This is a genomic window from Pedobacter sp. L105, assembly GCF_009765875.1.
Classification (GTDB): Bacteria; Bacteroidota; Bacteroidia; order Sphingobacteriales; family Sphingobacteriaceae; genus Pedobacter.
Window position 1 is genome coordinate 139612 of sequence record NZ_LMUP01000009.1, and the last position, 17514, is coordinate 157125.

Consider the following 17514-nt stretch of genomic DNA (forward strand, 5'->3'; position numbering starts at 1 on the left):
ACACAGGCAATTTTCTTTTGTACTTTATGATAATTATTTAAAATGCCTGCATGTCAAAATATACATGTAATTGTGAGGTTTGTAAAAAGGTTTTTTTTAAAACATTCTATAGGTTTGACTTATACAACTCTTAAAAAAAGCATATCAATGAACACAGTAATCACGACTCAACAGGTGCAATTTTATCAGGAAAATGGCTACATTATCATAGAAGACTTTTTAAATACTGCAGAACTGGATACCTGGAGAGCCGCAGTAAGCACTGCAATAGCAGAAAGAAAAGGACAAAAAATTCCTGGCAGACCGGGTAAGATTAATGAAGATGATGGGATTAATAAGGATGCAAAATATCACAGTAAAGTATTTGACCAGCTGGTTAACCTTTGGCAAACCAGTGAAGAGGTAAAACAATTGATGCTGAATCCCAAAATAGGAGAGATGGCAGCCACCCTGGCAGAGGTAGATGGAATTAGGATATGGCACGATCAGGCTTTATTTAAAAAGCCCTGGGGAAATCCTACATCCTGGCACCTGGACACCCCATTCTGGTCGTTCTCAGATCACAGGGCCCTGTCTATCTGGGTGGCTTTGGATGATGCTACTTTGGAAAACGGCTGTTTATTCTTTATTCCCGGAACACAGAAGGGTACCGGATTTGACAACCTGGGCATCAGTAAAAACATGGATGCTATCTTTGAGGTTTACCCTCAGTACGCTACCGCGAATACTGTTGCTGCCCCTATGAAGGCGGGGAGCTGCTCTTTTCATAATGGGCTTACCATCCATGGCGCACATGCCAACATGACCCCCGGCAGCAGAAGGGCAATGACCTGCGCTTACATGCCTGATGGAAGTACTTTTAATGGAAATCAGAATGTGCTGCCTGATGCAGAGATGGAAAGATTAAAAATAGGGGACCTATTGCAAAATGATACACTTAACCCTTTAATATTCACCCGGAAATCATCAAATATTTAAATGATCTTTGAAAAGATGAATGATCATATGCTTATAAATTCTTTAAAAGTAAGAAGTTATCAATGGCTGGTATCCGTAATAACTTGCCTGGTATTGGTACTTACATTGTCCTCTTTTACCCATGCACCAGGAACCGGTACAATTACAATCAGCAATCCTAAGATCAAAATGGTACTGGAATATGGCGACAAGGCCAGTATCACGGAGCTAGTGGTTAATGGTAAAAAGGTGATCAGCAGTGCTGATGGAATCTATACTTCGGTAAAGGCAAAGGGAATAACTTACTCTTCATTGCAGCTAAAAGGATTGCCGGTTTTAATTAAAAGCGGAAACCTGATTAAGCTAACGGGCATTGTTTATGGAGATGATCACCAGATGATCAAAGAAAACTGGATCTTTAATACTACTGCAAAAGCAATTAAATGGACCATTGAAAGAAGTTTTTCGAAGGCCGTTCAGGTAGATGAATCTGCTTTACCAGTGTTTAATTTTAAGGATATGAATACCTGGGAGGGGGCCTTTCAGGGTTATGGAGGCCTGGCCTGGTTTTATCTGTTCAATGAAAAGTTAAGCACTTATGGTGTTCATACCAGTTCTTCCAGTTTCTGGAACAGTAAAAATGGAATAGGATTGGATATATCCGTTTCAGCACCCGGAAAAAATGTATCCATGAAATACAGCAGGACCAATGATAATCAGCTGGCCTATACCATCAATGTGTCTAATAAAGAGTTATTGTCAAAACAGGATAACGGTACCAACAGGAGAAGATTTATTAGGGGCAGTACGGATGTTTGGGCACCCTATACTGTTTCTGCCGGTAATAGTAGCCAGACCATTACGCTGAGTTATTTTGACTTTAAACAAAAGTATGGCAGGGGAGAGTTTAAAGGGGTTAATGGCGATAAAGTGAGTGCTGTGCTCAATACAATTGCAAGGATTGGCGTAATTGATTCCCTGCATTTTGGCGGGAACAGCTGGCACACGCCTTATGGCCCTATCTGTTTGCACGAGCAATATATAGCGCAGCTAGGATTGGCGATCAATGATCCTCACTATCTGCAAGGCTACCAGAGTTGCCTGGATTATTACAGGGACCATGCGATAAAGCCGGACGGGCGTGTATATCCCCGATGGGCTTATACCAATGAAGATGCAGCACCGGGACAATACAATAAGGATGGTTTTTATGAAGCCCAATGGGGAATTTTAATGGATTCTAATCCCGATCTGGTGACCAACGTTGCTGAGTTATACGATATGACGGGTGATAAAAATTGGGTTAAAGGCCATCAGTTATCTTCTGAAAAAGCGTTAGACTGGATTCTGAAAAGGGACAGTAACAAAAATGGTTTGGTGGAAATGATGACGGATAACCACACGCAGAAAAGGAGCAGTGACTGGATCGATATTATCTGGGCATCTTATGAAAATGCTTTTGTGAATGCCAAGTTATACCATGCGCTGGTCAAATGGGCCGCAATAGAGCACCAGTTAAACAATGAGGTGAAGTCCAGGTATTATCAGGCATTTGCTGAGAAATTAAAGACAAGTTTTAACCGATCGACCAAAGATGGTGGTTTTTGGGATGAGGAGAAAGGATGTTATGATTATTGGATAGATAAAGATAAATCTGTACATGGCAGGAATATGGTTACGCCGGTTAATTTTATGGCTATTGCTTATGGAATCTGCGATCAGCCAGCACGCCGGAAAATCATTCTGGATAATATTGAAACCCAAATGCAGCAGGAGAAACTTTTCTTCTGGCCATTGGCCATGACTAGCTATGCTGATGACGAAGGTAAAGAGTATCAGTTCCCTTTTCCTTCTTATGAGAATGGTGACCTGTTTTTATCCTGGGGATCTATTGCGGTAAAAGCATATGTGGAATATAATCCTGCAATTGCCCTGAAGTATGTCAAAAATGTACTGGATCAATACAGCAAAGACGGATTGGCCTTTCAGCGTTATGGAAGGGTTAAACAAAATGGCTTGGGTGACGATATTTTATCCGGTAATAGTCTGGCTATCGTTGGCCTGTACCAGGCAATTTATGGGATTAACCCAATGTATAACCGTTTTTACCTGGAGCCGCATATCACACCGGAGCTTGCCGGTACGGTATTGAATTACAATTTCAGAAATAAACGCTTAGTGATAAAACTGGATAACAATGGCTATTCGGTTTCAGATCAACAGTTCAGGGTAATAGCGGATCATAATTTTGGCTTTAACACCGCAAAAAATGAGTTGTCTTATTTCCATTTGAACAGTGATGCTGTTTCCCTGCAGGTGAAAGCAGCACAGCGGTTGGGCATTCAGGTTAAAAGCTGGACTGCAAAAAATCATGAATGGGTACAAACGGTTGTGAAACCAGCGGTGAAACCAATTGTTTATACGTTACATCAGTTGAAGCCTAATACGGTTTACAGGCTTTCTGTTAATGGTAAGTTCATGAGCAAGCTAAAGAGTAGTTCAATTGGAGTAATCACTATTCAACGTTTGGCGAAAGACAATGCTGAAGTGATGAGTATCAGTAACGAAGTATTTTAAACATATTTTGTGTTGTAAAAAGAATCTTTGTTAAATTTGATTTATGGCAGATCAAGTTAATATTTCTGATGAAGCTTTTCTGAAAAAAGGACGTATGAAAAAGTCTCCTTTTGAAATGAAGGCTGAAGAATTGAAAACATGGGAAAAAAAGGAAAAAGCCTACGTACGTAATTACCTTTTCTCTGTTGGGCAACCTTTAGTATATTTAAAAGAAGGCTCAATGGTAGCGGAATACGCTGATGGTAGAATAGAACTTATATAATCTTTGGCTAATATTTATATCATCGCTGGGCCACCGGGTATTGGTAAAAGTACTTCCGGGGGGGCTGTTATTCCAAATGATCTTACCATTTTAGATCCGGATCAAATCGCTGACCGATATAAAAAAAACGGATTTGCTGATTATAAAGATATAGGAAATTTAAAATTCAATGAACTTGTAAAAAGAGAACTTTTTAAAGGGAATGACTTTGGAATTGAGCTTAATCTTGGATACCAGAGTCATTATGATTTCGTAAAGTCAATCAAAAATTTTAATAAAGATAATACCATAGATGTGATATTGTTTTTCACGGATGATATCAATCTATGTTTTAAAAGAGCTGAAATCAGACATCAATCTGGCTTGCACTTAGTAAGTCCAACGACTATAAAGGAAATGTATCAAAATACCTTGCCATTGCTCAAAACTAATTTCCTTCAAATTTCCTCACTCACTGCGGTAAATATTACAGCAGGTGATTCTCCAAAGATTGTTTTACAGTATTACAAAAAAGGGCGTCGTCTTCTAATGATAAAAGAGTTGCCTGAGTGGTTAGCAAATGATCTGAAAGGTTTTCTGGAGTCTGGAGGAGATGATTAGTCAGTAGTGTAACTGTTACCAGCGACCGAAATAGCTGAAAAATACTTTCTCAATTTCCAGTATATCCATTCTTGCTTTCCTTCCCGGGCACATGTCTTTTTGTTCATAAAATTCAGGCGCATAAAAATGCAAATGGCGGATATTATCTTTTGTGATCAAATCCAGTACAACACTTCCTCCATCGAAAAGCTTTGTCTGACTGTTTTTGTTATTTGGGTCCAGCGGGCACCCTTCACCACCTTCATGCTTGTCGTCCTTTATTTGCCAGGGTTTGAATTTTAAAATTGATTTCCAGAAAGCGGCAGACTTTTCTGGTTCAATATATTTTGCCGAGAAAAAACGGTTAACATCGATTTTAGCCAGAAGTATTTGGGGATAACCATCCAGTTGGTATAACTTGTCTCTGATTTTTCTGGGTACAATTACATCAGGGGTATAAATGGAACGATAGGTATAGATGGAAATTGTGTCTTTTTTTTTGCTGAGGATCATTAAGGAAGGAGGAATAGCAAGCCAATTGGTTTCAAATGTAAAAATTAAAGTGCTATCTGCATTTTGCTGCATGAAATCATAAAGGGGAGGGTTCGGTAAACCATATTGAGCAGAGCAATAATTTCCTGTGCCTACCAAAACCAGTAAGCACACTAAGAAATTTCTTAAAAATGGTTTCATCAAACTATTTTTCAAATTCATACTTAATACCCAATTCTTTAATTTTAAGCTGTAGATGATAATTTCATCTTCTTTTTTAAGATGTTTACTGCGTTAATTTTCCATAAAAAAAGCTTTAAAACTTCTCAATCAATAAGAGGTAAACCCGAAACTTTTAGGGTCAGAAGAAAACCAGCTTTCATCAATGGTTTAGTAAATTGAAGATATATAGTTATTCTATATCCTGCTGATTATTTTAAAATGCTGGTAAAAAAGCTGTTTAATTAACGGCCTTTTTCCTGGATATTAGCTGAAACAAATATTCATTATGAAATCATCAGCAAATCTTCTTTCCTGGAAACAATTCGCACTTCCTATCAGGTACCTATTAACGCTAACTTGTTTACTATTATTTGCCGGAACTACGGTTTTTGGACAAGAAACTACAGCGGTGGGTACTTCAAAAGTATGGGGAACCGTAGATGGAGTTGCCATTGAAGGGGTAGTTCAGGGGCCTAACGCACAGGTGAGTGATCTTCAAATTGCATGCGTATTTGAGTATACAGAAGGTGATATTTTCAATTCTCCACCGGCATTACCTGCGGCGCTGAACGGTATGGTGCATCTGGATCATGATCTGAAGGGTATCATTACGGCGATGCGTAAAAGCGGAGGATTTTCCGGACATGCCTTTGAAACAATTTTGATTAGTCCCCCAAAGGGAATGATTGGTGGAAAACGATTGCTTTTAATTGGTCTCGGCGACAGGAATAAATTTAGTCCGGATATGATGATTACCGTAGGCAGTGTAGCGATAAGAGAGGCACTCAGATTGGGAGCGAATAACTTATCTTTTGGCAGCGACCTGAAAGACGGAGGAATTGACTCACCCACAGCCCTTGTTGCCGGTAATGTAGTTAAAGGAATATTTCAGGCTTACCGTACACAGCTGTGGTTAAAAAGTCAAAAAATGGAAGCGTTTAAACCCATTGCCAAAGTTATCCTGCTGGCAGGTCCTTCATTTTTTACAGTAGCCGGGAGTGGCATACTGGAAGCTATAACAAGCCTTAAAAATTAACATCCTGCAGATGCTAATGCCTCTCATTAGGCAAGGTATATTTTAATGTTATCAAAAATAGTTTATGTAGAAAGCCAGCCGCCAGATTTTGATTTTAATGTTATCAAAAATAGTCTGTGTAAAAGACCAGCTGCCAGATTTGATATTATTTCTTTTAGAAATGAAAATGGAAGCAGGCATCATGGATCATTATGCAAAGGAGACCTGACAACAGGCCTCCTTTAAAAATTGAAATTAATTTAATGTGTATTCAGCGTTCTTTTTACAGTGATGGCTTTTTGATAATTATAGGCCGCAGGATGGCTGTTTATCTCTGATTTGACCGGCTGTGGTACTGGCTTTGTATTGTCGTCTTTTTTACACGATAACAAACAAATGATAACCAGGAATGCGATGCAATAGGTTAACTTTTTCATATCAATATTTTATATTTTAGTTGAATTTAATAACGTGTTCTTATGGTACAGTGACCGGATTAACAAATTGCCACATGGCACTATACCAGCCGGTTTGAGCACCTGCATACTGGGCAAAACCTGTCAGATTTTCAATATGTATCCATTCATTGGTTTGCCACCTGTTTTGAATATAACTCCAGCCATCGGTTGCTGCAGCAGTAGACCACATGGCGCTATACCAGGTAGTATTGGCAGTTGTAGCTTCAACATTGCCATTCTGATCTTCCACATGCATTAAGTTCCCCGTAGCACGGTTCTTTAACAGGTAATATCCTGAGCCGGCATCCACTCTTGTCCACTGGTAATTATTTGTGTTTGGCGTAGTGCCGTAAGCAACTTTGCCGTTACCGGCATCATATAGATAATTGTTAGCCTGGTACCTGTTAACGATCTGGTAATAAGTGGTTCCCGTAGGTGTGGTGCCGCCACTCTGATTTGTTAATACCATATACTGATAGGCAGCCAAGGTGTTCTGGGCTCCCGATGTTAAAGTTACAGCGCTGCCTGAGTATGCATCGTTATAGCTACCTGCTAAGTTGGATGGAATGGTATAAGTAGACGAAGAGCCTCTGAGGTTAACCAATACCACTACCTTTTCAGCGCCGGAAATCTTTGTGAACGCACATACATTGGTGTTAGAATAATTGGTCATTGTACCTCTTCGGATAGCTGTGCTGGAGGTTCTGTAATTCAGTACCTTAGTAAATTCGGCAGTGACGGATGGGTTCAACGTCCAGTCGATATTAACACTGTCATAAGGCCAGGGGATCCTTTGTGAAAATGCTACTTCCTGTCCCCCGTATAAAAAGGGCACACCTCTCATATAAGCGCAGACTACAAAATTTGCCATTACGCCGGCAGTACTTCCAAATATTTCCAGCGGCGTTCCGTCACCACTGGTATCATGATTGCCAGTATAATGCATCACCTGCTGGGTGCCGGTAGCATAGGTATATTCGTAATCTATGGAAGTTTGGAGCTGTGCCACAGAGGTGCCGTTATGGATGGGTTTTAATGCCTGGTAGTAAAACTGATCGCCAAAGGTATAATCGAAGCCAGTTTGGAAATTCTCGCGCCTGTCGCCCTCAGCGAATAACAGCAGATGATGGGTAGTGATCCCCCGGAGGTTGCTGATAGCTTGTGTCCAGAAATCAAGTGGTGGATTATTGGCGAAATCGCAGCGGAACCCATCTACATTTGCAGCGAATATCCAATAACGCATCGCATTGATCATGGCGGTCCTCATGGAAGTATTAGCAAAATTTAAGCCGGCCACATCAGCAAAAGTTGCCAGCTGTGTAATGTTATTACTGGCATCTTTATTATACCAGTCGGAATGCTGTGTAATCCAGGGATGGTCCCATGAAGTGCCATTTACTGCAAAATCCAGAATAACAGCCATGCCTCGGTTATGTGCTCCATCCACGAGTGCGCGCAGATCTGAAAGGGTACCGTATTCAGTTCCTACAGAAGTAAAGTCCTTAATGCTGTAAGGGGAAGTTGAACTGGCAATTTTGCTCCTTGAATCCGTACCTACGGGATAAATGGGCATCAGGTAAATTACATTTGTTCCTAATGCCCTGATCTGGTCCAGACGTGCTGTAACCCCCGGTAAATTACTGCCTGAACTAAATGCCCTGATGTTAACCTGGTAGAGGTTAACATCCATAGGGTTGGGGACGCTGGCAAAAGGTGTTCCATATTGCGCAGGATCCTGGGCATAACTGGTTTGTGCAATAAAGGCAAGTAAAAACAATAAAAAAGTTTGTAGTCCGCGCTGCAAAAAACGGGACCAACAGTAAAGATTTGTTGTTGTCATAATTTATGATTTTATATTGGTTGCTCTTTACGGAATCGGAATGATAATGGAAGGGCTATGATACTGCGGAAATCAAAAATAATGAAACAAGCTCTTTTAACTTGTTGCTGCCTGATCCAATATAGAAGAAATTACGGAGAGCTTTGTGGTAACTTATTGTTCTGTAGATAGATAGTTGTAGTTTTTCGTGCCGTATATATAAATTGTTACCAGTCTTTAAAAGCAGAACGTAATTTTTTAAAACTTAAACGGGTACTTCTGTGACAGTTATTATTGATAAGATGATTAACTTGCAGCTTTCGTAAAATGATATAGCAATCCCAATTAGCTGCATGGAAGACATTCACAATAAATATATAGGAACAAAGCAAAAGGCACTCGCCGTTAACCTCGATAAAAAAATTTATGGCTCATTTGCGGAAATTGGTGCAGGCCAGGATGTGGCGGCTAATTTTTTTAAGTCAGGAGCTGCCGATGGTACGATTGCCAAAACCATGTCTGCCTATGATATGGCCTTTTCTGATGCTATTTATGGGGTTCAGCAAACCAAGAGATATGTAAGTGAGGAGCGTTTGATCTCTATGCTTGGTCACGAATATGACCTGTTAATTCAGCGTTTAGCCGCTAAGAGAGGTGATGATTCAACCTTTTTTGCTTTTGCGGATACCTTTTCGTCACTAAATTATTATAAAACCAATGAAGGGCATGGCTGGATGGGTGTACGCTATCAGCAAGAACCTAATGGTGAATTTCATGATGTGGTACTGCACGTGAAACTCCTGGATAATGACCATGGTTTACAGCACTCAGCGGTAGGTACCCTAGGGGTTAACTTGTTATATGCCTGTTTTAATTACCATAAATCGCCTTCAGTATTTATACTTTCCTTACTGGATGACCTGGGGCGCGACCGAATCCAGATAGATATGATCCGTTTTGAAGGTCCTGGTTTTAGTGAAGTTGACAACCGGCTGATGAGTTTGCACCTGGTGAAATTCGGTTTATCTGATGCGGCCGTATTTGGGCCTGACGGTAAAAACCTGCAGCCATCAGAAGTTTTATATAAAAAGCATATCATGATTGTCCGTGGCCGCTTCCGTCCGCTGATCAATATCCACATGGATATGATCAACACAGGGATCGAACGGTTTATGGAGGAGCCTGATGTTGATCCGTCTAAAGTGATTGTGGTTACAGAACTTACCTTGCAGTCCCTGAAAGAAAGAGGGGCTGATGAACTCGCTGAAATCAATGAGAAAGATTATTTAGACCGCGTGGACATTCTTTGTTCCATGGGACAAACGGTTTTAATCTCCAATTTTCACGAATATTATAAATTGGTCGCTTATTTATCGAAGATCACCAGTCTTAAAATGGGCGTTGTACTGGGCTATCCCAACCTGGAATTTATTTTTAACGAAGAGCATTATAAGAGCCTTCAGGGTGGCATCCTGGAAGCCTTTGCAACGCTGTTCAGCAGAAAAGTAAAACTCTTTATCTATCCTACTTTAGGAGATGGAATAGTCTATAATTCCAAAAGATTTTTTCCGCCTCCTCACCTGATAGACTTGTTTGAGTATTTGATTGCAAATGATAAAATTGCGGATATACTAAACTATAACGTGAATAATCTTCACGTGCAGACTGATTCAGTACTCGAATTGGTTAAGCAAAATGCACTTGGCTGGGAAGAATATGTACCAGAGAAAGTGGCCGCATTAATTAAAGAAAGATCCTTGTTTGGATTTTCTGTGGCTTAATCAAATCCAGAATTTCCTCTTTATAATTCATTCATAGCGAGCATTCCTTATCAATTGATAAGGAATTTTATGTGATATCATTACCTTAAACAAAATAGGAATATCATCTTTTTATTTGATACGTCAACGTACATTATTGTTATATTTAAAACAAATATGTACTAGTTGTGTTGCATTTAATAACACATGGTGCAATCTAAAAACACACCAACGGTATTAATGAAAGAGAGATTTGACCTATTATCTGCTATCTGCAGCAAGGAGACGACCAGGCTTTACAGCACCAGTTTTTCAATGGGTATTTATTTTTTAAATAAAGAAATACGCCAGCCAATCTATGCAATTTATGGCTTCGTAAGGCTGGCCGACGAGATCGTTGACAGCTTCCATAATTATCCCAAATCTACGATGCTGGAGGAACTTAAGAAAGACTGTTTTCTGGCCATTGAGCGGGGGATCAGTATCAATCCTGTGCTCAACTCCTTTCAACAGGTTGTTAATCAGTACGGTATTGAACATCAGTTGATCAGCCTGTTTCTAAAAAGTATGGAAATGGACCTGGCCGAGCAGGACTATACGATGGAAAAATATGAAGAATATATACTGGGTTCTGCACAGGTAGTTGGGCTGATGTGTCTTCATGTTTTTACAAATGGTAATCAGGACGATTTTGAACGCCTGCGTTTGCCGGCAATGAAACTGGGTTCTGCTTTTCAGAAAGTGAATTTTTTAAGGGACGTAAATGCAGATTATCAGGAACTGAGCCGTTCTTATTTTCCGGATGTAAATCTGTCTGCCTTTTCTGATGCGGACAAAAGTAAAATCGAACAGGATATCCACCAAGAGTTTAAAGAAGCCTTAAATGGGATCAGAGAATTACCGCGTTCCTGTAAAAAGGGCGTTTATCTGGCTTATGTTTACTATCATCATCTGTTCCGGAAAATTGGTAAGGCCCCTGCGGAGCGGGTGATGTCTGAAAGGATACGGGTTTCAAACGGTTACAAATTCTGGCTGATGTTTGATTCCCTGGTGCGTTATAAACTGAATGTGATGTAAAGCAGTTTTCCTCTAAATCTGTAATCTCATTTGCTTGAAATGACGTTAATAAATTATATAAATCATGAATTTTAAAGGAAAAAACGTACTAGTTGCAGGTGGAAGCTCGGGTATTGGGTTATCGCTTGTGAAATTATTGAGTGAACAGGGGGCGGCAGTGTATGTAATTTCGAGAACGATAGCTGAAGACTGGCCTGAAGATATTCATCATATTGCGCTGGACATCACCGGAAATCTGGATGCGTTAACTGATTTTTTACCCGATCAGCTTCATGGTTTGGTTTACGCTATTGGTAGTATTAACCTCAAACCGTTTAACAGGCTGAAAGAAGAAGATTTTTTAAAGGATTACAGGCTCAACGTGCTTGGAGCTGCAAAGACCATTCAGTATGCCCTTAAATCTTTAAAGAATGCCGGTGCTGCATCGGTAGTGCTGATTAGTTCTGTTGCTGCAAGAATAGGTATGCCTTATCACGCCAGTGTATCGGCAGCTAAGGCTGCAGTGGAAGGATTGGCCTTATCACTTGCCGCAGAACTGGCTTCTTCAAAAATAAGGGTCAATGTGGTAGCTCCTTCATTGACTGATACGCCCATGGCCCAGCAGTTGCTGAACACGCCAGAAAAACGAGAAGCTTCAGCAAAAAGACATTCTTTAGGTAGTTATGGGCAACCTGAAGATATCAGTCAGTCTATCGTATTTTTACTTTCTGAAGGAAGCAGCTGGATGACTGGCCAGGTAATTGGTATAGATGGAGGATTGGGTAAAATAAAAACAATTTGACATGAAAAGCATTAACAGTGACCAAATCTCTGAACTGGACAAATACTATCGTATTAACCTGATCAACAGCTTAACGGGTTACAAATCGCTCAACCTGGTAGGCACCAGTAATACAAACGGGGTTACCAACCTTTGCATCGTAAGTTCAGTATTTCACCTGGGTTCTAATCCTCCGCTCTTCGGAATGGTGATCCGTCCTGAGCGTGAACATAATGATACACTAAAAAATATCAAAGCAGTGGGTCAGTATACGCTAAATAACGTTTTACCAGAATTTTATAAACAGGCACATCAAACCAGTGCCAGTTATCCGGCAGGAGTTTCAGAATTTGACGAATGCGGTTTTAAAAAAATCTACACCGAGAAGTTTAAAGCACCTTTTGTAGGTCAGTCTACGGTAAGGGTAGGGTTGGAACTGCGGGAAACTATCGATATGGAGATCAATGGTACCACTATCGTGATTGGAGAAGTAGTGCATATTTTAGTTGATGACCCGCTGATCGAGGAGGATGGATTTGTAGATCATATACAGGCAGAAACCATGACTTTAACAGGTTTAGACAGTTATTATCTTCCAAAACCTGTTGGGCGTTTAACTTATGCCAAACCAGGGATTGAACCTAAGGAACTAACAATTAAAAGATAATTTTTATGGACCAGGAAAAAGACGCCGATGTAATCATCATTGGAGGCGGATTAGCGGGCTTAACAGCGGCTAAAGTGCTGAAAATGGCAGGTAAGTTGGTCAAAGTTCTCGAAGCTTCAGATGCAATTGGAGGAAGGGTGAGGACAGATGTGGTCGACGGTTTTTTGCTGGACCGTGGCTTTCAGGTATTGTTAACTGCTTACCCGGAAGCAAAACGTTTTCTGGATTATGAAGCATTAGATCTGCGTCCGTTTAATCCCGGTGCCCTGATTTTAAATGCTGAAGGAACAACGGAAATTGGTGATCCCTTAAGAAGACCATCATCTTTATTTAAGACGTTGTTATCTCCCGCGGGAACACTACCAGATAAGCTGCGGATGCTGCGTTTGAAGTTAAAGCTGGCGGCCAAAGAAATTGATGCGATATTTGCTGAAGAGGAAACTACCACTATGGCCTATCTTCAGGCTTTTGGTTTTAGCGATAGGATGATCAGCCAGTTCTTCAAACCATTCATGACCGGTATTTTTCTGGAAGACAAACTAACCACTTCCAGCAGGATGTTTGAGTTTGTATTTAAAATGTTCAGTGAAGGCGATGCGGCTATTCCTGCCAAAGGAATGGGGATGATCCCTTTGCAGCTGGCTCAGGACCTTTCTTCCTCAGAGTTGTTCCTGAACGAAAGTGTGACTGCTATTGAGGGCAATCAGGTAAAAACCAGGTCCGGGAATATTTATTGCGCTGCGTATATATTAATCGCAACCGACCAGCTTCATTTACCTCCACCACACCAGCAGCTAACGGCTTCTTTTCAATCTGTAACCAATATCTATTTTACTGCTAAAAATCCTCCTTTCAAAAACCCAATTATTGCTTTAAATACCTTACCCGGAAAGCTGGTGAACAATATAGCCGTGATAGATCAGGTGTCTCCTGCTTATTCTACCAATGGAGAAGCGCTGATCTCTGTTTCCCTGGTGGGTGATTTTTCGAAAGAAGATGTGGTCTCGCTCCAGTCCAAAGCAATCAAAGAGCTGTCTGGCTGGTATCCCGATGCTATAAACTGGAAACATTTAAGGACTTATCAGATCAGATATGCGCTGCCAAATGATGATCATATCACTAATGATTTGTCGCGGGAAGCCTTACAGTTAGATGAGCACTGTTTTATCTGTGGTGATCATTTAATGAATGGGTCTATCAATGCAGCCATGAAAAGCGGAAGGCTGGCCGCCGAAGCGATCATCAGTCAAATGAGTTAGATAATCTGTGAGAAAATTTATCAATAGTTAACTTTTGTTGCACCACAATCACAAAAAATGGTATAACAACATAAAAGATCTTAATTTTGGTCGCTCTGGCATTAATCCTGAAATATTATGAAATCATATCACCTTATTCATCAATTAATCACTTTGGTAGAACAACTGGAGGAAGAACAAAAGGGACAGGAGATTTCTATACAGGATTTTGCAGGTTTTCTGATTAACCACTTGGGGAGTCCTGATACAAAATTGGTGAATGATGAGGTGAGATTTGGGGCAAGTGAAGGGGCTGCACTGGATATTGCCTATCAGCTGGATAATAATATCGGCAGATTATTTGTGTTTATGAGCCGTTATGCGAAATCGTATATCAAAAAAGCGCTGGAAGGAACACCACTGCAAACGGGGGAAGACTTTACAGGGCTTGCTATCCTGCTTACGCATGATCATTTGTCTAAAAGTGAGCTGATCAGCTATAATTTACAGGAGAAAACTTCAGGTTCGGAAGTGATCAGGCGTTTGATTACTGCGGGTTTGGTCAAACAATGGGATAACTTAAAAGATAAACGCGGTAAGCAAATCGGCATTACTGAAGAGGGAAAGACATTGTTGTACCAGGTATTCAAAGATATGAACAATGTAGGTAAAATGATCACCGGCAGATTAACCGTTGCTGAAAAATTAACCCTGCAATATCTGCTTCAAAAACTCGAGGACTTCCATTATGAGCATTATGAAAAGAAAACAATCCAAACTAAGGAAGATTTGAAAACATTTGCTGAAGATAAACAGGATTAGACCAATTGATCTTAACTTTATACCCGTCATTCATCTTAAAGTAATTGAATAATTTCCTTTTTATTTGTAGCCGAAACCAATGGCGAAGCAGAACCGCTGAAGATATTTTTAAGCTTATTGAAGTTTTGAATGTTCGTTCAGCTGGTACCTCAAATTCAGCACGTATCAAGGTGAATGAAAAATTGCTGGCATGGGCAGATTTGATATTCGTAATGGAAAAACATCACAAACAATGGCTGATTCAGAAATATCCTGCTATAATGTCCGGTAAGCAGGTTGTCATATTGGAAATCCCTGATGAATACCAGTACATGGATATCGAATTGGTGGGTATGCTGGAAAGATCAATTGAACCTTATTTGCCTGTTTCTTAACCTAATTTAGCTTATTCAATTTATTAAATTGAAACCAAATTGGATATATGTTGTTTTTTATCAAAATCTCAAATTATGGAACCTACTGAACAAGAACGCCTGGATGCAGACAATAAATTAATACTTTCGGCAGAACAGGAATCAGCAAAAGCTGAAAAACCAATCAATGAAGAAGTGAACAGTGGTTACAATTCAGCTGATGATACTGGCAACAGCAATGAAGATCTGGACTTAGATCCGAATGATGATCCTGACACCAATGTGGACGAATATGATCTCGAAGCTTTGAACGGTGAGGATCTGGATGACGATGGGACTGACTTTTCGTAATAAGGCTGATCAATCTCAAAATTAAACAGGTTTTAAGTAGCGAAAAAGTAAAACAGCGATCAGCACTGCACCGGTTATAGAAATCATTGCGCTTATGCTAACAGCATGAAGGATAGAAGCATCACCACCAGCGGCTACAGATCCAAATACTGCAACACCTATCGCACCAGCTGCCTGCCTTGCTGTGTTTAATGCGGCAGAAGCTGTACCGGATAGGGATTTATCTACACTGGCCAATATTCCATTGATCATAGAAGGAACTGCTAATCCCATACCTATAGGGATAATTAAAAACGGAAGTAACAGCTGCCAGTAAGGCGTATCTGCTTTAGCAATAAATAAACCGGCGAAACCAGCTATGAATAAGGTGAGCCCAATGAGGATAGGTACCCGTATCCCATATCGGTTGATAATTCTGCCACTCGCCAAATTAGAGATTACAAACCCTACTGTTAGAGGCAGAAAAGCAAGCCCCGCCGTAAGCGAGGGGTAGTGCAGTACATTTTGCAGGTACAAACTCAGTATGAAAACCGTTCCATAATAAGCGCCGTTTAAAACAGCACCCAGCAATAGAAGAGTGTTAAATGTTGAAGAGCGAAAAAGATGCAGGGGCAGCATGGGATGGGGAACTTTTTTTTCGATATATAAAAATAAGCTTAACATAATGGCACTGAAGATCAGGCCTCCAAACACCAGGGGATTTTCAAAACCCCATTTTGGCCATTCAATGATCACAGCAATCAGTGTAGTGATCGATAACATCCATGCAATCTGGCCGGCGAAATCAAACTTTTTATTTACAGGGGTATGCTGCTGTCTAAGTTTTATACTTAATAAAATACCGGCCACACAGATAGGGGCATTTACAAAGAAGATAAACCGCCAGTTACTGATTTCTATTAGCAGGCCTCCTACAATAGGGCCAGCCGCAATTGCTGCACTGCCTGCTGCGGTCCATAGTCCTATGGCACGGGTGCGTTTTGCCGGATCATGTGCAAAAGCCTGGTTTAAGATGGCCAGTGAACTGGGGATCATCGTAGCAGCACCTAAGCCCTGCAAAACCCTAAAGCTGATCAGGCTATTTGCATTCCAGGCGAAGCCACATCCTACAGAGGCCACGCCAAAAATAAACATACCCAGCTGGAAAATTCTCTTCGCACCTAAAAGATCACTAATGCTGCCTGCAGAAAGCATCAATACTGCGAAGGCTAGTGTATAGGCATCAATGATCCATTGCAGCGTACTGATACTGGCCTGGTAAGTGTGTGCAATTTGTGGCAGTGCAATATTTACAATGGATACATCCAGCTGAGCAACTACAAAGGCAAGGCTTGTGATTGTTACTATCCAGCCAAAAGAAATTACAGAAGGAGTTTTAGTGGTTTCGCTCATATTATTCGTGCCGTAATTTAATCCATTTAGCTTGCGAAAGTACGGATCATCAGGGACAATAGTACTACCAATTCCGCTGTTCTTGTACTCCCTAAAATTTTATAATTTTGATTATGCAACTATCTAACGATCCTTACAGACTTTTTAAGCAGTTTCTGTCGCTGCATTTGGAGGCTGACGATCAAATCACTGAATTTTGCAAGAAATTTAAGCACAAAAAAACCAAAAAAAATGAATTACTGCTATCTGTAGATGAGGTATGTAGCTATCTGTATTTTGTGAATTCGGGTTGCCTGCGGATTTATCTGTTGGATAACAATGGCAATGAATCGACAAGGTTTCTGGTTACAGAAAACAAATTCGGGACGTCTTTCCCGAGTTTTAAATTGCAGGAACCATCTTTGGCATCGATTCAAAGCCTTGAACCAGCCGATCTGCTTTATATCTCTTATAAAGATTTCAATGTTTTACTTCATGAATATCCGGCCTGGGAGCGTATTTATCGCATCATCCTTGAAAAGGAATATATTGAATCGATCAAACGAATTGAAAGTCTGATCACCATGGATGCGAAACAGCGTTACCAGGCCCTGATGGAAACCAGTCCTTCGTTTATACAAAGGTTTCCTTCCAGGATGATTGCTGATTACCTGGGAATATCGCAGGAAACGCTGAGCCGGTTAAAGTCAAAAAGATAAATTTATTGACATTTG

Annotated in this window: 18 protein-coding genes; 14 read left to right on the forward strand and 4 right to left on the reverse strand. The window is 40.4% G+C overall.

Going from position 1 to position 17514, the window contains the following annotated elements; all coding sequences use genetic code 11:
* Positions 1 to 147: 147 nt before the first annotated feature.
* The 4 genes from GSQ84_RS18955 to GSQ84_RS18970 are packed head-to-tail and all read left to right on the forward strand — an operon-like array spanning position 148 to position 4396.
* Positions 148 to 978 (forward strand): phytanoyl-CoA dioxygenase family protein, encoded by an 831-nt coding sequence (locus GSQ84_RS18955; RefSeq protein ID WP_158798858.1) that lies wholly within the window; start codon positions 148 to 150, stop codon positions 976 to 978.
* Positions 979 to 3534, forward strand: coding sequence for a hypothetical protein (locus GSQ84_RS18960; protein WP_216848986.1), 2556 nt, complete (start codon positions 979 to 981; stop codon positions 3532 to 3534). It abuts the gene before it with no gap.
* Between the two features lie 43 nt (positions 3535 to 3577).
* On the forward strand, positions 3578 to 3796 hold the full coding sequence (locus tag GSQ84_RS18965) for a hypothetical protein (protein ID WP_158798860.1): 219 nt from the start codon (positions 3578 to 3580) through the stop codon (positions 3794 to 3796).
* 3 nt (positions 3797 to 3799) lie between these two features.
* On the forward strand, positions 3800 to 4396 hold the full coding sequence (locus GSQ84_RS18970) for a hypothetical protein (protein WP_158798861.1): 597 nt from the start codon (positions 3800 to 3802) through the stop codon (positions 4394 to 4396).
* A 15-nt stretch (positions 4397 to 4411) separates the two neighbouring features.
* Here GSQ84_RS18970 and GSQ84_RS18975 read toward each other — a convergent pair whose 3' ends face one another.
* On the reverse strand, positions 4412 to 5068 hold the full coding sequence (locus GSQ84_RS18975) for a hypothetical protein (protein WP_158798862.1): 657 nt from the start codon (positions 5066 to 5068) through the stop codon (positions 4412 to 4414).
* Between the two features lie 307 nt (positions 5069 to 5375).
* On the opposite strand from GSQ84_RS18975, the gene GSQ84_RS18980 reads away from it, so the two are divergent.
* Positions 5376 to 6125, forward strand: a complete 750-nt coding sequence (locus GSQ84_RS18980; RefSeq protein ID WP_158798863.1) for a M17 family peptidase N-terminal domain-containing protein — start codon at positions 5376 to 5378, stop codon at positions 6123 to 6125.
* 239 nt (positions 6126 to 6364) lie between these two features.
* Here GSQ84_RS18980 and GSQ84_RS18985 read toward each other — a convergent pair whose 3' ends face one another.
* On the reverse strand, positions 6365 to 6541 hold the full coding sequence (locus GSQ84_RS18985; protein WP_158798864.1) for a hypothetical protein: 177 nt from the start codon (positions 6539 to 6541) through the stop codon (positions 6365 to 6367).
* A gap of 40 nt (positions 6542 to 6581) precedes the next feature.
* Positions 6582 to 8402, reverse strand: coding sequence for an alpha-amylase family glycosyl hydrolase (locus GSQ84_RS18990; protein WP_158798865.1), 1821 nt, complete (start codon positions 8400 to 8402; stop codon positions 6582 to 6584).
* 332 nt (positions 8403 to 8734) lie between these two features.
* Here GSQ84_RS18990 and GSQ84_RS18995 point away from each other — a divergent pair, with 332 nt between their 5' ends.
* The 8 genes from GSQ84_RS18995 to GSQ84_RS19030 all read left to right on the forward strand — a co-directional run bounded on the left by GSQ84_RS18995 (position 8735) and on the right by GSQ84_RS19030 (position 15409).
* Positions 8735 to 10162 (forward strand): TonB-dependent receptor, encoded by a 1428-nt coding sequence (locus GSQ84_RS18995; RefSeq protein WP_158798866.1) that lies wholly within the window; start codon positions 8735 to 8737, stop codon positions 10160 to 10162.
* Positions 10163 to 10381: 219 nt separating this feature from the next.
* Positions 10382 to 11218, forward strand: a complete 837-nt coding sequence (locus GSQ84_RS19000) for a phytoene/squalene synthase family protein (RefSeq protein WP_158798867.1) — start codon at positions 10382 to 10384, stop codon at positions 11216 to 11218.
* A gap of 64 nt (positions 11219 to 11282) precedes the next feature.
* Positions 11283 to 11999 carry an SDR family NAD(P)-dependent oxidoreductase gene (locus GSQ84_RS19005; protein WP_158798868.1) on the forward strand — a complete coding sequence of 239 codons (717 nt, stop codon included), beginning with the start codon at positions 11283 to 11285 and terminating at the stop codon, positions 11997 to 11999.
* A 1-nt stretch (position 12000) separates the two neighbouring features.
* The gene (locus GSQ84_RS19010) at positions 12001 to 12645 is read left to right on the forward strand and encodes a flavin reductase family protein (RefSeq protein ID WP_158798869.1); all 645 of its coding nucleotides are present in this window, start codon (positions 12001 to 12003) and stop codon (positions 12643 to 12645) included.
* 5 nt (positions 12646 to 12650) lie between these two features.
* Positions 12651 to 13904, forward strand: coding sequence for an NAD(P)/FAD-dependent oxidoreductase (locus GSQ84_RS19015; RefSeq protein WP_158798870.1), 1254 nt, complete (start codon positions 12651 to 12653; stop codon positions 13902 to 13904).
* 117 nt (positions 13905 to 14021) lie between these two features.
* Positions 14022 to 14705, forward strand: a complete 684-nt coding sequence (locus tag GSQ84_RS19020) for a MarR family winged helix-turn-helix transcriptional regulator (protein ID WP_158798871.1) — start codon at positions 14022 to 14024, stop codon at positions 14703 to 14705.
* Between the two features lie 125 nt (positions 14706 to 14830).
* Positions 14831 to 15079: a protein tyrosine phosphatase gene (locus GSQ84_RS19025; protein ID WP_254070911.1), complete on the forward strand. Its 249-nt coding sequence runs from the start codon at positions 14831 to 14833 to the stop codon at positions 15077 to 15079.
* 75 nt (positions 15080 to 15154) lie between these two features.
* Complete coding sequence (locus GSQ84_RS19030) at positions 15155 to 15409, forward strand: hypothetical protein (protein WP_158798875.1); 255 nt, start codon at positions 15155 to 15157, stop codon at positions 15407 to 15409.
* A 21-nt stretch (positions 15410 to 15430) separates the two neighbouring features.
* Here the strand turns inward: GSQ84_RS19030 and GSQ84_RS19035 are convergent, their stop codons facing one another.
* On the reverse strand, positions 15431 to 16801 hold the full coding sequence (locus GSQ84_RS19035; protein ID WP_158798877.1) for an MFS transporter: 1371 nt from the start codon (positions 16799 to 16801) through the stop codon (positions 15431 to 15433).
* Between the two features lie 113 nt (positions 16802 to 16914).
* Between GSQ84_RS19035 and GSQ84_RS19040 the strand changes: the two genes are divergently transcribed.
* Positions 16915 to 17499 (forward strand): Crp/Fnr family transcriptional regulator, encoded by a 585-nt coding sequence (locus GSQ84_RS19040; protein WP_158798879.1) that lies wholly within the window; start codon positions 16915 to 16917, stop codon positions 17497 to 17499.
* Positions 17500 to 17514: the final 15 nt, after the last annotated feature.